The organism is Amycolatopsis sp. SID8362 (assembly GCF_010550475.1).
Lineage (GTDB): Bacteria > Actinomycetota > Actinomycetes > Mycobacteriales > Pseudonocardiaceae > Amycolatopsis > Amycolatopsis eburnea.
Window position 1 is genome coordinate 1 of sequence record NZ_JAAGNB010001623.1, and the last position, 16378, is coordinate 16378.

17 protein-coding genes are annotated in these 16378 nt (G+C 71.8%); 6 read left to right on the forward strand and 11 right to left on the reverse strand.

Going from position 1 to position 16378, the window contains the following annotated elements:
• Positions 1–1723: BTAD domain-containing putative transcriptional regulator (locus G3I65_RS50190; RefSeq protein ID WP_160702883.1), on the forward strand; the 1723-nt coding region annotated here is incomplete at its 5' end.
• A 22-nt stretch (positions 1724–1745) separates the two neighbouring features.
• On the opposite strand, the gene G3I65_RS58020 is transcribed toward G3I65_RS50190, so the two are convergent.
• The 3 genes from G3I65_RS58020 to G3I65_RS50200 all read right to left on the reverse strand — a co-directional run bounded on the left by G3I65_RS58020 (position 1746) and on the right by G3I65_RS50200 (position 2580).
• Positions 1746–1940, reverse strand: coding sequence for a hypothetical protein (locus G3I65_RS58020; protein WP_239071938.1), 195 nt, complete (start codon positions 1938–1940; stop codon positions 1746–1748).
• A 5-nt stretch (positions 1941–1945) separates the two neighbouring features.
• Positions 1946–2263 carry a hypothetical protein gene (locus G3I65_RS58025; RefSeq protein ID WP_239071939.1) on the reverse strand — a complete coding sequence of 106 codons (318 nt, stop codon included), beginning with the start codon at positions 2261–2263 and terminating at the stop codon, positions 1946–1948.
• A gap of 89 nt (positions 2264–2352) precedes the next feature.
• The gene (locus G3I65_RS50200; RefSeq protein ID WP_160702885.1) at positions 2353–2580 is read right to left on the reverse strand and encodes a hypothetical protein; all 228 of its coding nucleotides are present in this window, start codon (positions 2578–2580) and stop codon (positions 2353–2355) included.
• Here G3I65_RS50200 and G3I65_RS50205 point away from each other — a divergent pair.
• Positions 2553–5729 carry a BTAD domain-containing putative transcriptional regulator gene (locus G3I65_RS50205; protein WP_239071940.1) on the forward strand — a complete coding sequence of 1059 codons (3177 nt, stop codon included), beginning with the start codon at positions 2553–2555 and terminating at the stop codon, positions 5727–5729. The genes G3I65_RS50200 and G3I65_RS50205 overlap by 28 nt on opposite strands.
• Positions 5730–5747: 18 nt before the next feature.
• On the opposite strand, the gene G3I65_RS50210 is transcribed toward G3I65_RS50205, so the two are convergent.
• The gene (locus tag G3I65_RS50210; protein WP_309236064.1) at positions 5748–6296 is read right to left on the reverse strand and encodes a GNAT family protein; all 549 of its coding nucleotides are present in this window, start codon (positions 6294–6296) and stop codon (positions 5748–5750) included.
• A gap of 134 nt (positions 6297–6430) precedes the next feature.
• Positions 6431–7396, reverse strand: coding sequence for an Lrp/AsnC family transcriptional regulator (locus G3I65_RS50215; protein WP_160702889.1), 966 nt, complete (start codon positions 7394–7396; stop codon positions 6431–6433).
• 115 nt (positions 7397–7511) lie between these two features.
• On the opposite strand from G3I65_RS50215, the gene G3I65_RS50220 reads away from it, so the two are divergent.
• Entirely contained in the window at positions 7512–8975 is a 1464-nt protein-coding gene (locus G3I65_RS50220) for an FAD-dependent monooxygenase (RefSeq protein ID WP_160702891.1), read from the forward strand.
• Between the two features lie 78 nt (positions 8976–9053).
• Positions 9054–9350 carry a DUF6204 family protein gene (locus G3I65_RS50225; RefSeq protein WP_166641597.1) on the forward strand — a complete coding sequence of 99 codons (297 nt, stop codon included), beginning with the start codon at positions 9054–9056 and terminating at the stop codon, positions 9348–9350.
• Positions 9351–9372: 22 nt separating this feature from the next.
• Here G3I65_RS50225 and G3I65_RS50230 read toward each other — a convergent pair whose 3' ends face one another.
• Positions 9373–9957, reverse strand: coding sequence for a TetR/AcrR family transcriptional regulator (locus G3I65_RS50230; RefSeq protein WP_160702895.1), 585 nt, complete (start codon positions 9955–9957; stop codon positions 9373–9375).
• An 87-nt stretch (positions 9958–10044) separates the two neighbouring features.
• On the opposite strand from G3I65_RS50230, the gene G3I65_RS50235 reads away from it, so the two are divergent.
• On the forward strand, positions 10045–10947 hold the full coding sequence (locus G3I65_RS50235; RefSeq protein WP_160702897.1) for an alpha/beta fold hydrolase: 903 nt from the start codon (positions 10045–10047) through the stop codon (positions 10945–10947).
• On the opposite strand, the gene G3I65_RS50240 is transcribed toward G3I65_RS50235, so the two are convergent.
• Complete coding sequence (locus tag G3I65_RS50240) at positions 10931–11749, reverse strand: helix-turn-helix transcriptional regulator (protein WP_160702899.1); 819 nt, start codon at positions 11747–11749, stop codon at positions 10931–10933. The two genes, G3I65_RS50235 and G3I65_RS50240, sit on opposite strands and share 17 nt — an antisense overlap.
• A gap of 91 nt (positions 11750–11840) precedes the next feature.
• On the opposite strand from G3I65_RS50240, the gene G3I65_RS50245 reads away from it, so the two are divergent.
• Entirely contained in the window at positions 11841–12767 is a 927-nt protein-coding gene (locus G3I65_RS50245) for an NADP-dependent oxidoreductase (protein WP_160702901.1), read from the forward strand.
• Here G3I65_RS50245 and G3I65_RS50250 read toward each other — a convergent pair.
• The 4 genes from G3I65_RS50250 to G3I65_RS50265 all read right to left on the reverse strand — a co-directional run.
• The gene (locus G3I65_RS50250; RefSeq protein WP_160702903.1) at positions 12757–13818 is read right to left on the reverse strand and encodes an MSMEG_0565 family glycosyltransferase; all 1062 of its coding nucleotides are present in this window, start codon (positions 13816–13818) and stop codon (positions 12757–12759) included. The genes G3I65_RS50245 and G3I65_RS50250 overlap by 11 nt on opposite strands.
• The gene (locus G3I65_RS50255; RefSeq protein WP_160702905.1) at positions 13818–14648 is read right to left on the reverse strand and encodes a carbon-nitrogen hydrolase family protein; all 831 of its coding nucleotides are present in this window, start codon (positions 14646–14648) and stop codon (positions 13818–13820) included. The genes G3I65_RS50250 and G3I65_RS50255 overlap by 1 nt, the downstream gene beginning before the upstream one ends.
• On the reverse strand, positions 14649–15479 hold the full coding sequence (locus G3I65_RS50260) for a carbon-nitrogen hydrolase family protein (RefSeq protein WP_160702907.1): 831 nt from the start codon (positions 15477–15479) through the stop codon (positions 14649–14651).
• Positions 15476–16378 (reverse strand): MSMEG_0567/sll0787 family protein (locus tag G3I65_RS50265; protein WP_160702909.1); only part of this gene is annotated, 903 nt, incomplete at its 5' end. The genes G3I65_RS50260 and G3I65_RS50265, both read right to left, overlap by 4 nt.

Sequence of the window (16378 nt, forward strand, 5' to 3'; positions counted from 1 at the left end):
GTTCGTCGCCGCGCTGCGCCGCGCCCTCGAACCCGACCGGCCGCCCCGGACCCCGCCGCAGGTGATCGTCACCGAAGGCCCCGGCTACGCGCTGCGGCTGCCCCGCGAAGACGTCGACGTCCACCGGTTCGAGGACGCGCTCGCCCGCACCCGCCACTCCCCCGGCGCGGTGGCGGAACTGAGTGCGGCGCTCGCGGCCTGGCGTGGCCCCGCCTACGCCGACCTGCCGGATTCGCCGTGGGCGCACCGCGAACGGAACCGGCTGGAGGAACTTCGGCTGGCGGCGCTGGAACTGCGCGCCCGCATCCACCTCGACGCCGGGGAAGGCGCCGACCTCGTCGCCGAACTCGGCGCGCACGTCACCGAACACCCGTGGCGCGAACCGGCGTGGGGACTGCTGGCCCGCGCCCTGCACCGCGCGGGCCGCCAGGCCGACGCGTTGTCGACCCTCCGCCGCGCCCGCACGATGCTCGTCGACCAGCTCGGCCTCGATCCCGGACCCGACCTGCGACGTCTCGAGACCGAGATCCTGAACGGACCCGCGCCCGGGTGGACCGGCCCGGGCACCCGGCTCGGCCCCCGCACCACCGTGAACCTCGCCCGCACGCTCGCGTTTGCCGGTGGCGACGCGCTCATCCACTCCCGGCGTGACCGCCTCAGCGCGATCCACGCCGCCGAACGCACCGGGGACCTGCGCCTGACCGCCCGGATCATCGGCGCCTACGACGTGCCCGCCATCTGGAGCCGGGCCGACGACCCCGAGCAGTCCCGTGCGGTCGTCACCGCCGCCGACCGCACGCTCACCCGGCTCGGCCCGGACGGGCCCGCCGACCTCCGGGCGCGGCTCCTGGCCACGATCGCCGTCGAAAGCCGCACCGCCGACCTGGCCGAAGCCGAGCTGAGCCGGGCCCGGCAGGCCGCGCGCCAAGCCGAAGCGCTGGCCCGGGAGCTGGGCGACCCCGCACTGCTGGCGTTCGCGCTCAACGGCGTGTTCCTGCAGTCCTTCACCCGCCCCGGCCTCGCGGCGACGCGCGACGGGATCGGCGCCGAGATCCTCGACCTGGCGACCAGGCACGGCCTGCCCGACTTCGCGGTCCTCGGCCGCCTCGCCCGCCTGCAATCCGCCTCGGCCCTCGGCGATCTGGACACCGCGTCAGCGCACGCGACGGCGGCCGAACAGCTCGCCGTCACCACCGAAGCTCCCCTCGTCGCCGTCCTCACGGCGTGGTTCCGCGCCCGGGTCACGGCCACCCGCAGCACCGAGCCCGGCGGACCGGCCCCCGCCGAGGCCGCGGCCCAGTACCGCGCCGCCGAAGAGGCCCTTCGTTCCGCCGGAATGCCGGGACTGCACCGCGGCCTGTTCCCGCTCGCCCTGCTGGGACTGCGTCTGCTGCACGACCGGCCCGCCCCCACCGACCGGCACCTCGACTGGGGGCCGTACCTGCCCTGGGCACGTCCCCACGTGCTGCTCGCCGAAGGCCGTCACGAGGAAGCCCGCACCGCGCTCGCGGCAGCGCCGGAGCCACCGCCCGACCACATGCAGGAGGCGATGTGGTGCCTGACCGCCCACACCGCGGTCCGCCTCGACGACCGCGAAGCGGCCGCGCGGGCCGCGGCCGCACTGAGGGACGCTCAGGCGGAGGACGCGGGCGCCGCCGGCGGAACGCTGACCCTGGGACCGGTGGCACGGTACCTGGCGAACGCGGAGGCACTCGCCGGTTAGCTCGATCGGCGGCCGTGCGGGACTACGCCGGGTTCTCCGCGACGGCGAGGTAGTCGGTGTAGATCTGCGGCGAGCCCGAGAACGAAGCCAGCTGCTTCCACTCCTCGTACATCTGCTTGGTGTCGCGGTGGGCGGCCGCGAACTCCGCGGCCTCGCCGGTGGCGACGTCGGGCTCGGGGTAGAAGACGTCCAGCGCGTCCAGGCTCGCGATCTCCATCATCATCACGTACTGGTCGAGGCGGTTGCCCCGCTCGCCCTTGAGGCCCGCAACGCCACGTTGTGGATCCCGACGACCCGGGCGACGCGCTCCTCCCCCGGGCGGTCGCGGTAGCGGGGGCCGGGCGTGACCGTGCTCCGCGGATTGTCGGCCAGCAGCCGGTAGTCGGTGAACAACGTCGGCAGCTCACCGGACGTGCCCAGCCGCCGCCACCGCGCCAGCACCGCCTCCGCCTCCGGGTGCCGCGCCCAGAACCGCCGGGCCGGCTCGGTCTGCTCACCCCGCAACCCGCGCGGCAGAGTCCACCGCCTCCGCTCGTTCACCACACACGAAGGTCTCGAACTCCTCCAAGGAGCGCGCGTCCGCCGAGCACGACTCCCCTGCACCACATCCTGCCGGCTCGCCCCCGGCTTCAACCGGCCTCGAGGACCTGCGGTGCCCTGCGCGCGACGAGGACCATCGTCCGGTACGGAACGGTGACGACGCGCACCTTGCGCAGCACGGTCGTCGACCCGGCGTTCCCGTAGTCGAACACGGTCTCGATGACAGTGATCGACCGGTTCGAGTAGGTGACGTCGACACCGAAAGAGTCAATCCGGGCGGGCACAGCGGATGCGCTCGCCGGCCCGTCGAGGCCCACCGTGGCGAGTGCGAAGAACACCGTACCCAGCAATACCTTGTTCACGGAACCCGGTGATCAGCCATGCGACGAGGCTGCCCGAAGGCGGTATCCATCCGATATCCACGCGTGGGCACCGGTGGATATCGGGTTGGACAGTGGATAATCCAGGGGTGAACGAGGTCACCATCGACGTGCTCGGACCCCTCGAGGTAACTGTCGATGGTGCGGCTCGCCCGCTCAGTGGTCATCGCCAGCGGCGGCTGCTGGCGTTGCTCGTCCTCCGTGCGAACACAACCGTGTCGCCCGAACAGGTGATCGACGCGCTGTGGGACGACGCACCTCCCGCGACCGCTCGAAGCCAGGTGCGCAACGCTGTCGCCAAGCTTCGACGGGATCTCGGCAGCGCCGGTGCCGCCGTGGTCACCGACTCCGGCAACTACCGCCTCTGCATCGACGACGACCAGGCTGACGTCCTGCGGTTCTCCGCGGCGGTGAAGCGCGCCACCGAATTGGCCCGCGCGGAGGCGAACGACCAGGCCATCCATGCCTTGCGCGCGGGCCTGTCCCTGTGGCGGGGTACTGCCTTCGCCGGACTGAACGGCCGGACGTTCGAGACCGCGGCCGCTTCCCTGACCGAACAACGGATCGCCGCTCAGGAACTGCTGATCCGGCTGCGGGTGACAATCGGCGACACGACCGGTCTGGTCGACGAACTGTCCGCGCTCACCGCCGAGTACCCGACCAGCGAGCCGTTCGTCGCGCACCTGATGACCGCGCTGAGCCGGGAGGGCAGGCAGGCGGACGCGCTGCGGGCGTACGAGCGGCACCGGGTCCGGCTGGCCGACGAACTCGGCGTCGACCCCGGCCCGGAGTTGCGCGAACTGCACGCACGTGTGTTGCGCGGCGATGTCGCGCTCGCGTCGACGCCCACCTCCGAACCTTCGGTCGCGGCACCCCGGTCCTTGCCCCGCGACCTCCCGGACTTCACGGGCCGCCACGACGAAGTCCGCGATCTCGTCGAGCTGGTGGAGGAAGCCTCCGACACCGCCGTGGTGATCTCGGCGATCGACGGTATGCCCGGTATCGGGAAGACCACGCTGGCGGTGCGGGTCGGCCACCTGACCCGGAGCCGGTTCCCGCACGGGCAGCTGTTCGTCGACCTGCACGGCCACACCCCCGGGCGACGGCCGCTGGAGCCGGACGTGGCGCTCGACGTGCTGCTGCGGGGTGTCGGCGTGCTGCCCGAGAAGATCCCCGAGGGCACGGACCTGCGCGCGGACCTGTGGCGCTCGACGATGGCCGACCGGCGGATGCTCGTCGTCTTGGACAACGCGGTCGACACCGCGCAGGTGCGTCCCCTGCTTCCGGCCTCACCCGGGGTGCGGGTGCTGGTGACGAGCAGACGTCGGCTCACCGTTCTGGAGGGTGCGTCTTCGCTCTCGATCGACGTGCTGCCGCCGGACGAGGCCGGCCGGCTGTTCCGCCGGATCGCGAACCGGCAATCCGCCGATGGGCCGGTCGCCGACGTGGTGGCGTTGTGCGGCTACCTGCCGCTCGCCATCCGGATCGCCGCGTCGCGGTTGCGCAGCAGACCGCGGTGGACGGTCGCGCACCTCGCGGACCTCCTGCGTGACGAACGCCGTCGGCTGGCCGAACTGGCCGCGGAAGACCGCAGCGTCCGCTCGGCGTTCGCCGTTTCCTACGACAACCTCTCGGTTTCCACGCAGCGGGCCTTCCGGCTCCTGGGCCTGCTGCCCGGGGGCGACTTCGGTGTGCACGCCGCTGCCGCCGCCGTGGCCCTCGCGTTGCCCGACGCACGCCGGACCCTCGAAGAGCTGGTCGATGTCAACCTGCTCGTGAACCGGGCTCCCGACCGCTACCTGTTCCACGACCTGCTGCGCCAGTTCGCCCGCTCGCTCTGCTCCGAGGGTGAACGCACCGAAGCGATCGGCCGGGTCGTGGCGTACTACCTCGACCTCGGCCACACCGCCGGACGGGTGGCGCACCCAGTGGGGAACGAGGAGCGGAGGCGGAGCCGGCACCCGCTGCCGGACCTGCGCAGCGCACACGACGTGCGATCGGTGATCGACACCGAGCACCTCGCCATCGCCGAGCTGATCCACGTGGCCGGCGAGTACGGGCTACCGGAAGAGACCGCCGAGCTGGCGTCGTTGTTCGGGCCGGTCCTGCAACGCCAGGGCTACCTGGACGAGGCGCTGGCCGCCTACGAATCCGGCCTCGACGCCGGGGCGTCCCAGGAGGTCAAGGCGGACCTGTACCGGCACCTCGGAAAGTCTCTGATAACCGCTCGTCGCCTGGACGCCGCGTTGCGGGCACTACGCGCGGGACTCACGCTCGAACAGGAGCGAAGTAACGACCGCGGCGCCGGTCGCGCGCACTGCAACCTCGGCATAGCGTATTTCCGTCTGGGCCGTTTTCTCGAAGCGCGTACCAGCTTCCACCAAGCGCTCACCCTGCTGGACGGGGTCGGGACCCCGTTCGACAAGGCCGCCGCGCTGATCAACCTCGGGGCCACGCACATCGCTCTCGGCAACCACGACGACGCCATCGCCGCCGCCAGGGAGGTGCTGGCACAAGATCCCGTTCTCGGCAACCCCCACCTCAAGGCGGTGGCCCTCTTCAACCTCGGCGACGCCCAGCTCCGCCGTGGCGACACCGACGCCGCGCTGAAGAACCTCGAACAGTCGACGACGATCAGCCGCGAGATCGGCGCGACGGAGATCGAGTGCCGCAACCTCTACACCATCGCGGACAGCGACCGCCGACGGCGCAACTTCACCGCCGCCCTCGAAGGAGCCCGCGCGGCACTCGTCCTCGCCCGCCGCATCGGCGACCGCGACATCCAGAGCCACGCCCTCACGGTCCTCGGGCAAACCCACCTCGACCTCGATGCCCCTGCCCTGGCCTCGGAATGCTTCCACGAGTCGCTGAGACTCACGGCCGGCGATGGTGACAACCTGACCGACGCCACAGCCCACGACGGCCTCGCCCGCATCGCCCGCGACGAGGGGAACCCACTCCGCGCGAGACACCATTGGGAGGCGGCCTTGAGCCGCGCTCACGCCGGCGGCCTCCCGGCCCGCGAGCAGTACCAGCGCAATCTGGCCGACCTCGGCGACGCGGCCGGCCGGCACGCGAATCGTTGAGCAGTGGCCATGTGCCGGTCATGCCCGGTTGCTCTTCAGCCATTCATGGTGCAACAGCGAGAACAGGACGGAGTCCCGCCACGCTCCGTTGGTGAACACGTGATCACGCAGTACACCTTCACGAGAGAATCCCCAGCGCTTGACCACAGCTTGTGACGCCTGATTCTCCGGCCCGATCGCAGCCGTTATGCGGTGCAGTTCGAGCTTCCGGAAAGCGAAGTCGAGCATGGTTCCGACCGCGTCGGTCGCATAGCCGTTCCCCCAGTGGTCCGCAGCGACCATGTATCCGATCTTCGCCGCTCGCACACCGGACAACTCGATACGGCAAGTGCCGATCAACTCGTCATCACCAGCGCGCGTGATCGCCAGATAGTACTCGTTCCTCGGCACCGCCTTCGCCCGCTCCACCACGCCATCGGCCGCCATCTGGGCGAGTTCGGGGCTTCGGCTGTCGAAGGACATGAACCTCGTGACACGGTCATCACCCACGATGCCGAAAAGGGCGAGTCCGTCCGAGCTCGCAATCTCACGCAGTGACGTCTTGTCGCCCCTCAGCGGCTCCAGCACGGGTGACCACTCCTCTCATGACGCCCAGGACAGCGTCGACCCATTCCCGCCAGTATCGCGGGACCGACGCCGGGCTTGAGCTTGCCACGGCGCCGATTGACCATGGCGGGCGAACCGCTTGCGAGACCAGGGCACTACACCCGGCTCGCGGCCCGTTTGACGGTCCGGATCACCGGAGCGGTCTCCATGTGCGTGATGGCGGGCAACGTGGCCACGCGGGTGGTCAAGTACCGGTAGAGCTCCCGTTGGTTCGCGCACACCACGGTCGCGTACAGGTTCGTCGGCCCGGTCGTGGCGGCGGCGAACGCGATCTCCGGGTGCGCGGCCAGCGCCGTCCCGATCTCCTCCAGGCGGGCGGGGGCGGCCGAGAGCCAAAGCAGGGTTCGGGAGCCGACGCCGAACATGGTCCCGTCGACGTCGATGTCCAGGTACAGCACCCCGCGCTCGCGCAGTTCGGTCATCCGGCGGCGGATCGTCGTCGGCGACCAGCCGGTGAGCGCGGCCAGTTGCTCGAGCTCGGTCCGCCCGTCGGCGGCCAGCGCGGCGAGGAGCTTGCGGTCCCCGTCGTCGAGCCGGACCGGTCCCGGCCGGTGCGGTACCGGAGGCGGGCGCAGCCGCTTGATCGCCGCCTCGTCCAGCGATCCGAGCTTGGCGACGAGGCTGTCCGGGCCGCCGTAGAACGCGTGCAGCACGGAGTGCGCGGTCACGCCCTCCACGCGGGGCGTGCGCGGGAGCTTGGCCAGCAGCAGCGCTTCGGTGTCGGCTTCGCTTTCGGTGCGGACCGTGCAGGTGATCTCCGTGCCTCCGGAGGTGATGCTCACCCAGGACGTGTCGGGGCGGCGGGCCAGTGCCTCGGCGACCGGGAGGGACGCGGCGGGCGCGCACCGCACCCGCAGGAACCACAGCACCGCACCCAGCGCCGTCGGGTCGACTCCGCCGAGCACCCGCACCGCACCGGCCGATCGCAACCGGGCGTACCGGCGGGCGACGGTGCGATCCGACACGCCGAGCACTCCGGCGATCGTGCTGAACGGGGCCCGGCCGTTGATCTGCAGGGCGTGCACCAGGCGACGATCCAGCTCGTCGTAGTCGGATTCCACCGTCCCCAGCGTAATGCGCGTCGGATACCGACGCAGACCGTCCGGTTTCTGGCGGAGCCGGTGCCGACGGCCGAGCGTTGCTCTCGTCCTGATCGACGTAACCAGAGGAGAACCCATGGACACCGACGTGCTCGTCGTCGGCGCCGGCCCGACCGGCCTGGTGCTGGCCAACGAACTGCGACTGGCAGGGGTGCCTGCCGTGCTGGTCGACAAGCTGCCGCGGCGCAGCACCCTGTCGAAGGCGGGCGGGGTGCAGTCCCGCACGCAGGAGGCCTTCGACCAGCGCGGCCTGCTGGAACCGTTGCTGGCAACCGGAAATCACCCGATCGGCACGGCCCACTTCGCCGGCCTCGCCCTCCCGCTGACCCGGGACCGGCACCGCCATCCGTGGCGGTCGATCCCGCAGGTGGTGATCGAGGGCTTTCTCGAGCATTACCTTGCCGCACAGGGCATCCACGTGCGCCGCGACCACGAGTTGACCGGCCTCACCCAGGACGAGGACGGGGTCACCGCGACCTTCGCCGGCGGTGCCGTCATCCGCTCCCGTCACCTGGTCGCGGCCGACGGCGGCCGCAGCACCGTGCGCTCGTTGCTGAAGGCCGCGTTCCCGGGCCGCCCGGGCACGAGGACCACGGTCGCCGCCGACGTCCGGCTGAGCGGCGCCGACCGGACGATCACCCACACCAGGAGCGACGACGGCCACTGGGTGTCGGTGTTCCCGCTCGGCACCGACGCGCGGGGAAGGCCGCTGCGCCGGCTCGCACTGGGCGGACCGGGCCGGTCACTCCCCCGCGAGGTCCCGGTCACCGAAGACGAGATCCGCGACGGGCTGCACGCCGTCTTCGGCTCCCGGGTGCGGCTGCTCGAACTGCGCTACGCCCGCCGCATCACCAACGCGGCCCGGCAGGCTTCCCGGTATCGGCACGGGCGGGTGTTCCTGGCCGGCGACGCCGCCCACGTCCACCTCCCGATCGGCGCTCAGGGCATGAACACCGGGATCCAGGACGCGCTCAACCTCGGGTGGAAACTCGCTGCCGCGGTGCACGGCTGGGCCCCGGCGCACCTGCTCGACACCTACCACACCGAACGGCACCCGGTCGGGGCCGCCGTGCTGCGCAACGTGCAGGCACAAAGCCTGCTGATGGACCAGGAAGGCACCAGCGACCCGGACGTGACAGCCGCCAAGGACCTGTTCGCGGCGCTGACGCGACTGCGGGACGTGCAGTACCACCTCGACGACACGTTGTCCGGGATGGGCATCCGCTACCCGATGCCGGGCACCGGCACCCAGCCGCTCGTCGGCCTGCCCGCCCCGGATCTGGACCTCGGCCCGGTCCGGTCGCACGAGCTGCTGCGCTCGGGGCGCGGCCTGCTGATCGATCCGGGCCGCCGGTTCGGCAAAACCGCCGAACTCTGGTCGGACCGGGTGGACCACGTCGGAACCGGCGCCGACCTCGAGCCGATGCTCATCCGGCCGGACGGCTACGTCTGCTGGGCAGGCACCCCGGAGAACCTCGGACCGGCGCTCGGCCACTGGTTCGGCGAACCCCGCCAAACCCGAACAGGCCGAAATAAATAGAGTCGACACCAAGTTTGGAGTCTGCTTCACTTTCCGGCGAACAACCCTTGACTTGTGCGACCCGGAAGGACGCCTGACATGGACGCGTTCCGCGTGATCATCCGCGGCAAGTTCGCCCCACTCGACGAGAGCGCTCGCCGCTCGCTGGAAGGCAAGACCGACGTCGCCTTCACCGAGGAAGGCACGTTCAGCCATGACGTCAACGCGACGGCGTTCACCTTCCGCTGCCAGATCCCGGCCGGTCCGGGCGACGACGAACGCGCGGCGAAGGACGGCGCGACCGCTGCGTTGGCCGCGCACGGCCTGCCGTGCCGGGACCTGAACTACGCGGTCACCGACTTGCGGACGATGAAGATCCGGCGCAAGAACCGCTGAGGCCGACCCCGTGCCGCGGACGTCAGCTCCGCGAAAGCACCACCTGCGCGAGCGCGCTCACGCTGACGTCGGTGATCGTGCGGAGCTGCTGCCCGCTCGCTCCGCCCCGGCTCATGACGGCCAGAGACTGGTTGACCGCGGCGAGGTGGATCGCGAAGCCCTCGGCGTCGGGCAGCTTCGCGGAGGTCAGGGCGACCCGCAACCGCGCCCGCTGGTACTCCAGAGCTTGGACCGCGCGGGCGGCGATGGCGGGGCTCAGGGTCGGGATCGCCATCGCGGTCTGGGCGATCAGGCATCCGTCGGGCACGTCGGGGTCGGCGATGCGCTGCAGGGTGACGTCGAAGAAGGTACGTACGGCGTGCAGCGGGTCTTCGGACGCGCCGGCGAGGGCCTGGTCGTACCGGTCGCCGTACCGCGAGGCGTAGCGGTCCAGGCAGCGCAGGTACAGCACGTCCTTGTCGCCGAGCGAGGAGTAGATGGAACTGCGGTTCAGCCCGGTCACCCGGGACAGGTCGTCCACGGAGGTGGCGGCGTGGCCGGCCCGCCAGAACTGGACCATCGCCGCGTCGAGCACGACCTCCATGTCGAACTGCTTCCGTCCGGCCATCTCGCGGCTCCCTCGTTCTCGCGCCGGGCAGGTGATCCCCCTCATCCTATCTTGAACCAAACAGTTCAAGATGATTAGCCTCGGGACATGGACGACACCGCGATCTCGGAATTGGCCCTCCCCGGCCTGCCAGGCTTCACCCACCGCTGGATCGAGGTGGACGGCAGCCGGCTGCACGCCGTGGACGGCGGCCGGCCGGACGGCCCGGTGGTCGTGCTGCTCGCCGGGTTCCCGCAGACCTGGTGGGCGTGGCGCAAGGTGATGCCGGACCTGGCCCGGTGGTGCCGGGTCATCGCGCTCGACCTGCCCGGGCAAGGCCACTCGGACCGGCCGCACGGCAGCTACGACACGCACACCGTCGCGGCGCGCATCCAGGACGCCGTGAGCAAGCTCGGTGTGGCGGAGTACTGGCTCGTCGCCCATGACATCGGGGCTTGGGTGGCGTTCTCGCTGGCCCTGAACCACGGACGGCACCTGCACGGGGTCGCGCTGCTGGACGCCGGCATCCCCGGAATCACCCTCCCGGACTCCATTCCGACCGACCCCGGCAAGGCTTGGAAGACCTGGCACTTCGCGTTCCACACGGTGCCCGGCCTTCCCGAACTGCTCCTCACGGGCCGCGAGCGGGACTACGTGGACTGGTTCCTGAAGGCCAAGTCAGTCTCCCCGGATACGTTCGACAGTGCCGAGATCGACCACTACGCCGCCGCCATCGCCACCGGGGACGGTTTGCGCGCGTTCCTCGCCTACTACCGCGATGCCGCGGAATCGGGACGCAAGAACCACGACGCTCTCAGCCGAGGCGCCTTGACCGTTCCGGTCCTGGGAATCTCCAGTTCGCACGGGTCGATCCCGGACATGGCCGCTTCCTTGAGTCCCTGGGCGGCCGACACACGCGGTGTCGTCATCCCTGGCGCCGGGCACTTCATCCCCGACGAGCAACCCGGCGCGGTCACCGAGGCGGTCACGGCGTTCATCGGTCGCCGATGAAACTCGTCGTCGGCGACCGGGTAGCCGGTCCCGGCGTCGCAGCCGCAGCTGCGCGGTAGCGGCCGGGTGTCTGGCCGACGAGCTCGGTGAAGGCGTCGATGAAGCTGCTGGGGTTCGACCAGCCCAGCCGGATCGCCGTGTCGGTGACCGAAGTGCCCGCACCGAGTTCGAGCAGCGCCCGCTGGACGCGCAACAGCGTCCGCCACTGGTGAAAGCTCATCGACAGCTCGCTGCCGAACAGGCGGCTGAGGGTGCGCTCGCTCGAACCGGTCCGGCGCCCCAGCTCCGCCAGGGTCGCCGGACTGGCCGGGTCGGCGTGCAGCAGGTCGGTCACGGCCTTCAGGCGGGTGTCGCCCGGTTCCGGGAGGCGCAGGGGCTCTCGCCGCGCACGCGCGAGCTCCGCGAGGACGACGTCGAGGAGCAGCCGGGCGCGGGGACTGTCGACCGGCTCGGGGTCGCCGGTCCTCGCCAGGTAGGCCTCGCGCAGCAGCGCGCTGGCCGTGAACACCGACGGTTCGGCGGGCAGCTGCCCCGCCAGTTCGGCCGGCACCCGAAGCAGCCGGACGTCGGTCTCGCCGTACGAACGGCTGCTGTGCACGTGGAACGGCGGCACCCACGTGATGCGATTGGCAGGCGCTACCCAGGTGCCCGCCTCGGTTGTGGTGACCAGTGCCCCGGAGGCGGCGTACCTGAGCTGGCCGAAGTCGTGGAAGTGCGCGGCGATGTCCTGGCCGTGGGCCAGTGGCTCGCAGGCGCCCGCATCGTCGGTCCGGAACACCGGCTCGTGGACAAGCTCGGTCATGGACCCCAGCCTAGCTCGCGTGGCGGGTTATCGGCATTCTCCGGCGGGACACCAGTGGCACGCCCGTGTCCCGCCAGGACACCATCGAGGAATGCGAGTGATCACCCAGCACAGTTTCGGGGGCCCCGAGGTCCTCACCGTCACTGACGCGGCCAAGCCCCGGCCCCTGCCGACCGAAGTCCTCGTCCGGGTCGCGGCGATCGGGCTGAACCCCCTCGAACCGCGCCTGCGCGCCGGCGAGTTCCCGCTGCTCGGGCCGCCGCCGTTCGTCCTCGGCTGGGACATCAGCGGCGTGGTCGAGACAGCGGCGACGTGGCGGTTCCGGCCCGGCGACGAAGTGTTCGGGATGCCCCTGTTCCCGCGGGCGGCCGGTGCGTACGCCGAGTTCGTCGCCGCGCCGGCCTTGCACCTGGTGCGCAAGCCGCCGTCGCTCTCGCACGTCGAGGCGTCGGCGCTGCCGGTCGTCGGGCTGACCGCGTGGCAGGGTCTCGTCGACCTCGGCGGCGTGACCGAGGGCGACCGCGTCCTGGTCCACGGCGGGGGCGGCGGCGTCGGCCACGTCGCGATCCAGCTCGCGAAGGCGCTCGGCGCGCACGTGGTCACGACCGCCGGCGGGAGCAAGAGGGAGTTCGTCGAGGGGTTCGGCGCCGACGAAGTGATCGACTACACGACGACCGACTTCGCCGAGGTGGTCCGGGACATCGACGTCGTGCTCGACACCCTCGGCGGCGACACCGCCGAGCGGTCGCTCGAGGTGCTCCGCCCCGGAGGTCACCTCGTGACCGCGGTCGCCGAGGAGGACACGGTGCTCGCCGCCAAGTTCGCGGCGGCGGGCAGGCGGTTCAGCGGCATCGCGGTCGACCCCGACCCGGTCGCCCTGCGCGGTCTGGTCGAGCTCGTCGAGCAGGGCAAGCTCCGGGTCCACGTGCACGAGACCTTCCCGTTCGAGCGCATCGCCGACGCCCACCGGCTGATCGAGCGCGGTCACCTCCGCGGCAAAGTCGTCCTCACCGTCTGACCGCGGGCCCTCCGGAAAGTGCCCCGTAGAAGCGCCGGTGAGCCTCCGCGGCTGCGGCCCACCGGTAGCGCCGGGCCAGCGCGCGCCCCGGTTCCGGGTCGGCACCGTCGAGGGCGGCCCGCAGCTCGCGCGCGAACCCCGGCGGGTCGGCTGCGAACCGCGCGGCGCCGCCGAAGACCTCACGCAGCACCGGCAGGTCGCGGGTGACCACCGGCACGCCGGCGGACAGGGCCTCCATCGCGGCCAGCCCGAACCCCTCCTTGGTGGAGGGAAAGGCGAACACCGCCGCCGAGGCCACGAGTGACGGCAGCTCGTCGTGCCCGACCGGCCCCAGCACCACCGGCGAGACGCCCAGCTCCGCCGCACGTTTCTCCCAGCGGACACGGTAGTCGCGGTAGTCGAAGAGCGTCTCGCCGCCGGCGATGACGAGGCGCAGGTCCGGCTCGGCCAAGAGCGCGTACGCCTCCAGCAGATCGAGCGAGCCTTTGCGCGGTTCGATTCCGCCGACGGCGAGCACGTAGCGGCCCCGCGAAGAAGAACGGCGCGCGGTCGCGAAGCGGTCGTAGTCGACGCCGTTGGGGATCACCGTCGCCTCGATGCCCCAGCCGGCGCGGACTTCCGCGGCCACCGCGGCCGAGACGCAGATGTGCGCGTACGGCCGGACGATCGCGCGCTCGTGGCAGGCCGCCAGTTCCGGGGTCGTGAAGGTGTCGAGGTGGTGGATGGTGCGGACGCAGTCGTCGACGGCGTTGGCGCTGATGCAGTCCTGCGCGTGCACGACGTCGTACGCGCCCGGGGTGAACGCCTCGCGCAGCACGGCGATCGACCGCAGGATCCGCTCCCCCACCGATTCGCCGGGCGCGTCCGGGAAGGGGACGATCGCCACCCGCACCCGTGGGTCGACCGGCCGGAAGAACCCCGCGTCGCCGCCGCGGCCGAGGGTCCACACGGTGACGTCTTCGCCGAGTTCCGCCAGTGCCTCGGCCAGGGAAAGGGTGTGCACGACCCCGCCGCGGGGTTTGGTCGAGTAGCTCAGCAGGGCGATGCGCATCAAGCCTCCCGGTACACCGACGGTTTCCGTTCCCCGAGGTGGTGCAGCACGCGCCGGGCGTTGGCGATCTCCTGCTCGACGTCGAGTTCGGCGACCGCGATACCGGCCTTCGACCAGGTCCGCGCCAGGATCTCCCCGCCGGGCCCGACGACCTTGGCCTGGCCGAGGAACCGCATCCCGCCCATCGCGCCGGTCTGGTTGGACGACACGAGCACGACCTGGTTTTCCGCCGCGCGCGCCTGGTCGTAGAGGTCGAACAGGCGGGATTGGCGGTCCTGGGCCATCCGCGGCGCGCGGTTGGTGATGCTGGTCGGCCAGGCGCTGAGGCAGGCGAGCACTTCCGCGCCGTCGACCGCCAGGGTGCGCGCCGACTCGGGAAACGTCTTGTCGTAGTCGATCAGCATGCCCAGCCGCCCGACCGGTGTGTCGAACGCGGCGAACTCCGCACCCGGCTCGTAGGCGACGCTCTCCCCCGGCGGCTGGTGCACCTTGCGGTGCCGGCCGAGTACGCCGTCGCCGGTGACGCAGACCGCGGAGTTGTAGCGCCGCGGCCCGTCGGCCTCGCAGTAGCCCACGCAGACGACCATCTCCGCGGCGAGCGAGGCGATGGTCTTCAGCTGCGCGCAGTCCGGGTCGAGGGCCGGGGGCAGGGCGTCCGGGTCGGGGTGGCGCAGGTCGGCGAGGTACCCGCCGAGGGCCGCGTCCGGCAGCACCAGCAGCGCGGCGCCGGAGGAGCGCGCGTGGTCGATCAGCGTCGCGATGCGCTGGAGGTCGAAGTCGAGGTCGCGCCCGAAGTGCGCGGCCACGGCGGCGATCCGGATCTGCCCCATTCACGGGACACTAACGGGATAGGCGTCGGGCCGTCGGTCGGCCAGGTGTCCCATCGACCGCCGGGCCGTGGCCAGCGCCTCCTGGACGTCGAGTTCGGCGATCGCCAGACCTTCGGCGACACCGGTGTCGGCGAGGACCTCACCGCCGGGGTCGACGACCTTGGCGCTCGCGACGAAGCGCAGGTCGCCGAAGGTGCCGGACTGGTTGGCCGAGAGCCAGACGATCTGGTTCTCCAGTGCGCGGGCCCGGTCGAACAGGTCGAACCGGCGCTTCCAGCGGTCTTCGGCGAGGTCGGCGGCGGGCTGGGTGCGGCTGCCGGGCCAGGCGGACATGCAGACGACGATCTCCGCGCCGTCGAGGGCCAGCGCCCGCGCCGACTCGGGGAACGCCTTGTCGTAGCAGATGAGCATGCCCAGCCGCCCGACCGGCGTGTCGAACGCAGCGAACTCCCGGCCCGCGCCGTAGCTGGCGTTCTCGGCGAGGGGCTGGTGGACCTTGCGGTGGTGCCCGAGAACGCCGTCGCCGCTGACGCACACCGCGGAGTTGTAGCGGCGACCGTCGGCGAGTTCGCAGTAGCCCGCGGTGACCACGAGCTCGCCGGCCAGCGCGGCCAGCCGCTGGATTTCGGGGCCGCCGTCGGCCAGCGCGGGCGGTCCTTCGGCGCCGCCGTCGAGGTTGGCGAGGTAGCCGCCGAGCGCGGCCTCCGGCAACGCCAGCAGCCGGACGCCCTCGGCCTTCGCCTCGCCGATGAGCTTCTCGATGCGGGCGAAGTCGGCTTCGAGGTCGCGGTCGAACGGCGCGGCGACCGCGGCCATCCTCAGTGTCGTCATGAGTTCCCCAATCCGGTGACGCCGCCGTCGATGGCGGTCGTCAGTTCGCCGTCGGGCCAGCGCAGCGTGACACGGGTGCCCGCCACCAGCTCGCCGCACGCCGCGGTGACCGCGGGCCCGGCCGGTGCCGGGGCGCCGGCGGTGAGCATCGCGAAGCCCGGGAAGCAGGTCAGCCAGTCCCCTGTGGACGCTCCCCGCGGCCGCGGCACCTTTTCGACGTCGAGTACCGCGCCGCAGCCGGACGCTTCGGCGAGCATGCCGAGCGTGCCCGCGATCCCGGCCATCGAGACGTCCTTCGCCGCCGCTGGTCTCGCCTTCGCCACCGCACCAAGCAGTTCGCGCAGCTCGGGCGTGCGGCGGAAGCTCGTCGAGTCCCACTGGCGGCCGGTGTAGCCGGGCCGCCAGCCGCCTTCGAGGTCGGCGGTGAGCCAGACGCGCTGCCCGGGTTTCCCGCCGCCGCCGGGGACCGGGTCGGTGGTCCGGCCCAGTGCCGTGACCGACAGCGAGGCCGGGACGCCGAACTGCGTGTGCCCGCCGAGCACCGGCACGCCGTACGCCTGGCTCGCTTTCCGCAGTCCACTGAGGACACGGGCGGCGAAGGACGCGTCACGGGCGCCGAGCGCGTCGAGCAGCCCGGTGGGGGTCGCGCCCATGGCCGCCAGGTCGTTGAGGTTGACCAGCACCGAGCACCAGCCCGCCCACTCCGGGTCGCGCTCGACCATCGAGGGGACGATCGCGTCGCAGGCCGCGACGACGTCGGTGCCGGGCACCGGGACGCCGTCGTCGCCGACGAAGCCGGGGACGCCGGTCAGCCCGCGCAGCAGCGGCCCGAGCGCGGCCTTCGTCGACCGGGCCAGCGCGGCGATCCGGCCGATCGGCCACCGCATCAGCACGTGGTC

Bases quoted from the DNA above. Each gene is read 5' to 3' on its own strand.
- G3I65_RS50255 (WP_160702905.1), bottom strand. From the start codon at position 14,648: ATGGGGCAGATCCGGATCGCCGCCGTGGCCGCGCACTTCGGGCGCGAC.
- G3I65_RS50225 (WP_166641597.1), top strand. From the start codon at position 9,054: ATGGACGCGTTCCGCGTGATCATCCGCGGCAAGTTCGCCCCACTCGAC.
- G3I65_RS50240 (WP_160702899.1), bottom strand. From the start codon at position 11,749: ATGACCGAGCTTGTCCACGAGCCGGTGTTCCGGACCGACGATGCGGGC.
- G3I65_RS50205 (WP_239071940.1), top strand. From the start codon at position 2,553: ATGCGCTCGCCGGCCCGTCGAGGCCCACCGTGGCGAGTGCGAAGAACA.
- G3I65_RS58020 (WP_239071938.1), bottom strand. From the start codon at position 1,940: ATGGAGATCGCGAGCCTGGACGCGCTGGACGTCTTCTACCCCGAGCCC.
- G3I65_RS50235 (WP_160702897.1), top strand. From the start codon at position 10,045: ATGGACGACACCGCGATCTCGGAATTGGCCCTCCCCGGCCTGCCAGGC.
- G3I65_RS50260 (WP_160702907.1), bottom strand. From the start codon at position 15,479: ATGACGACACTGAGGATGGCCGCGGTCGCCGCGCCGTTCGACCGCGAC.
- G3I65_RS50220 (WP_160702891.1), top strand. From the start codon at position 7,512: ATGGACACCGACGTGCTCGTCGTCGGCGCCGGCCCGACCGGCCTGGTG.
- G3I65_RS50245 (WP_160702901.1), top strand. From the start codon at position 11,841: ATGCGAGTGATCACCCAGCACAGTTTCGGGGGCCCCGAGGTCCTCACC.
- G3I65_RS50250 (WP_160702903.1), bottom strand. From the start codon at position 13,818: ATGCGCATCGCCCTGCTGAGCTACTCGACCAAACCCCGCGGCGGGGTC.
- G3I65_RS50230 (WP_160702895.1), bottom strand. From the start codon at position 9,957: ATGGCCGGACGGAAGCAGTTCGACATGGAGGTCGTGCTCGACGCGGCG.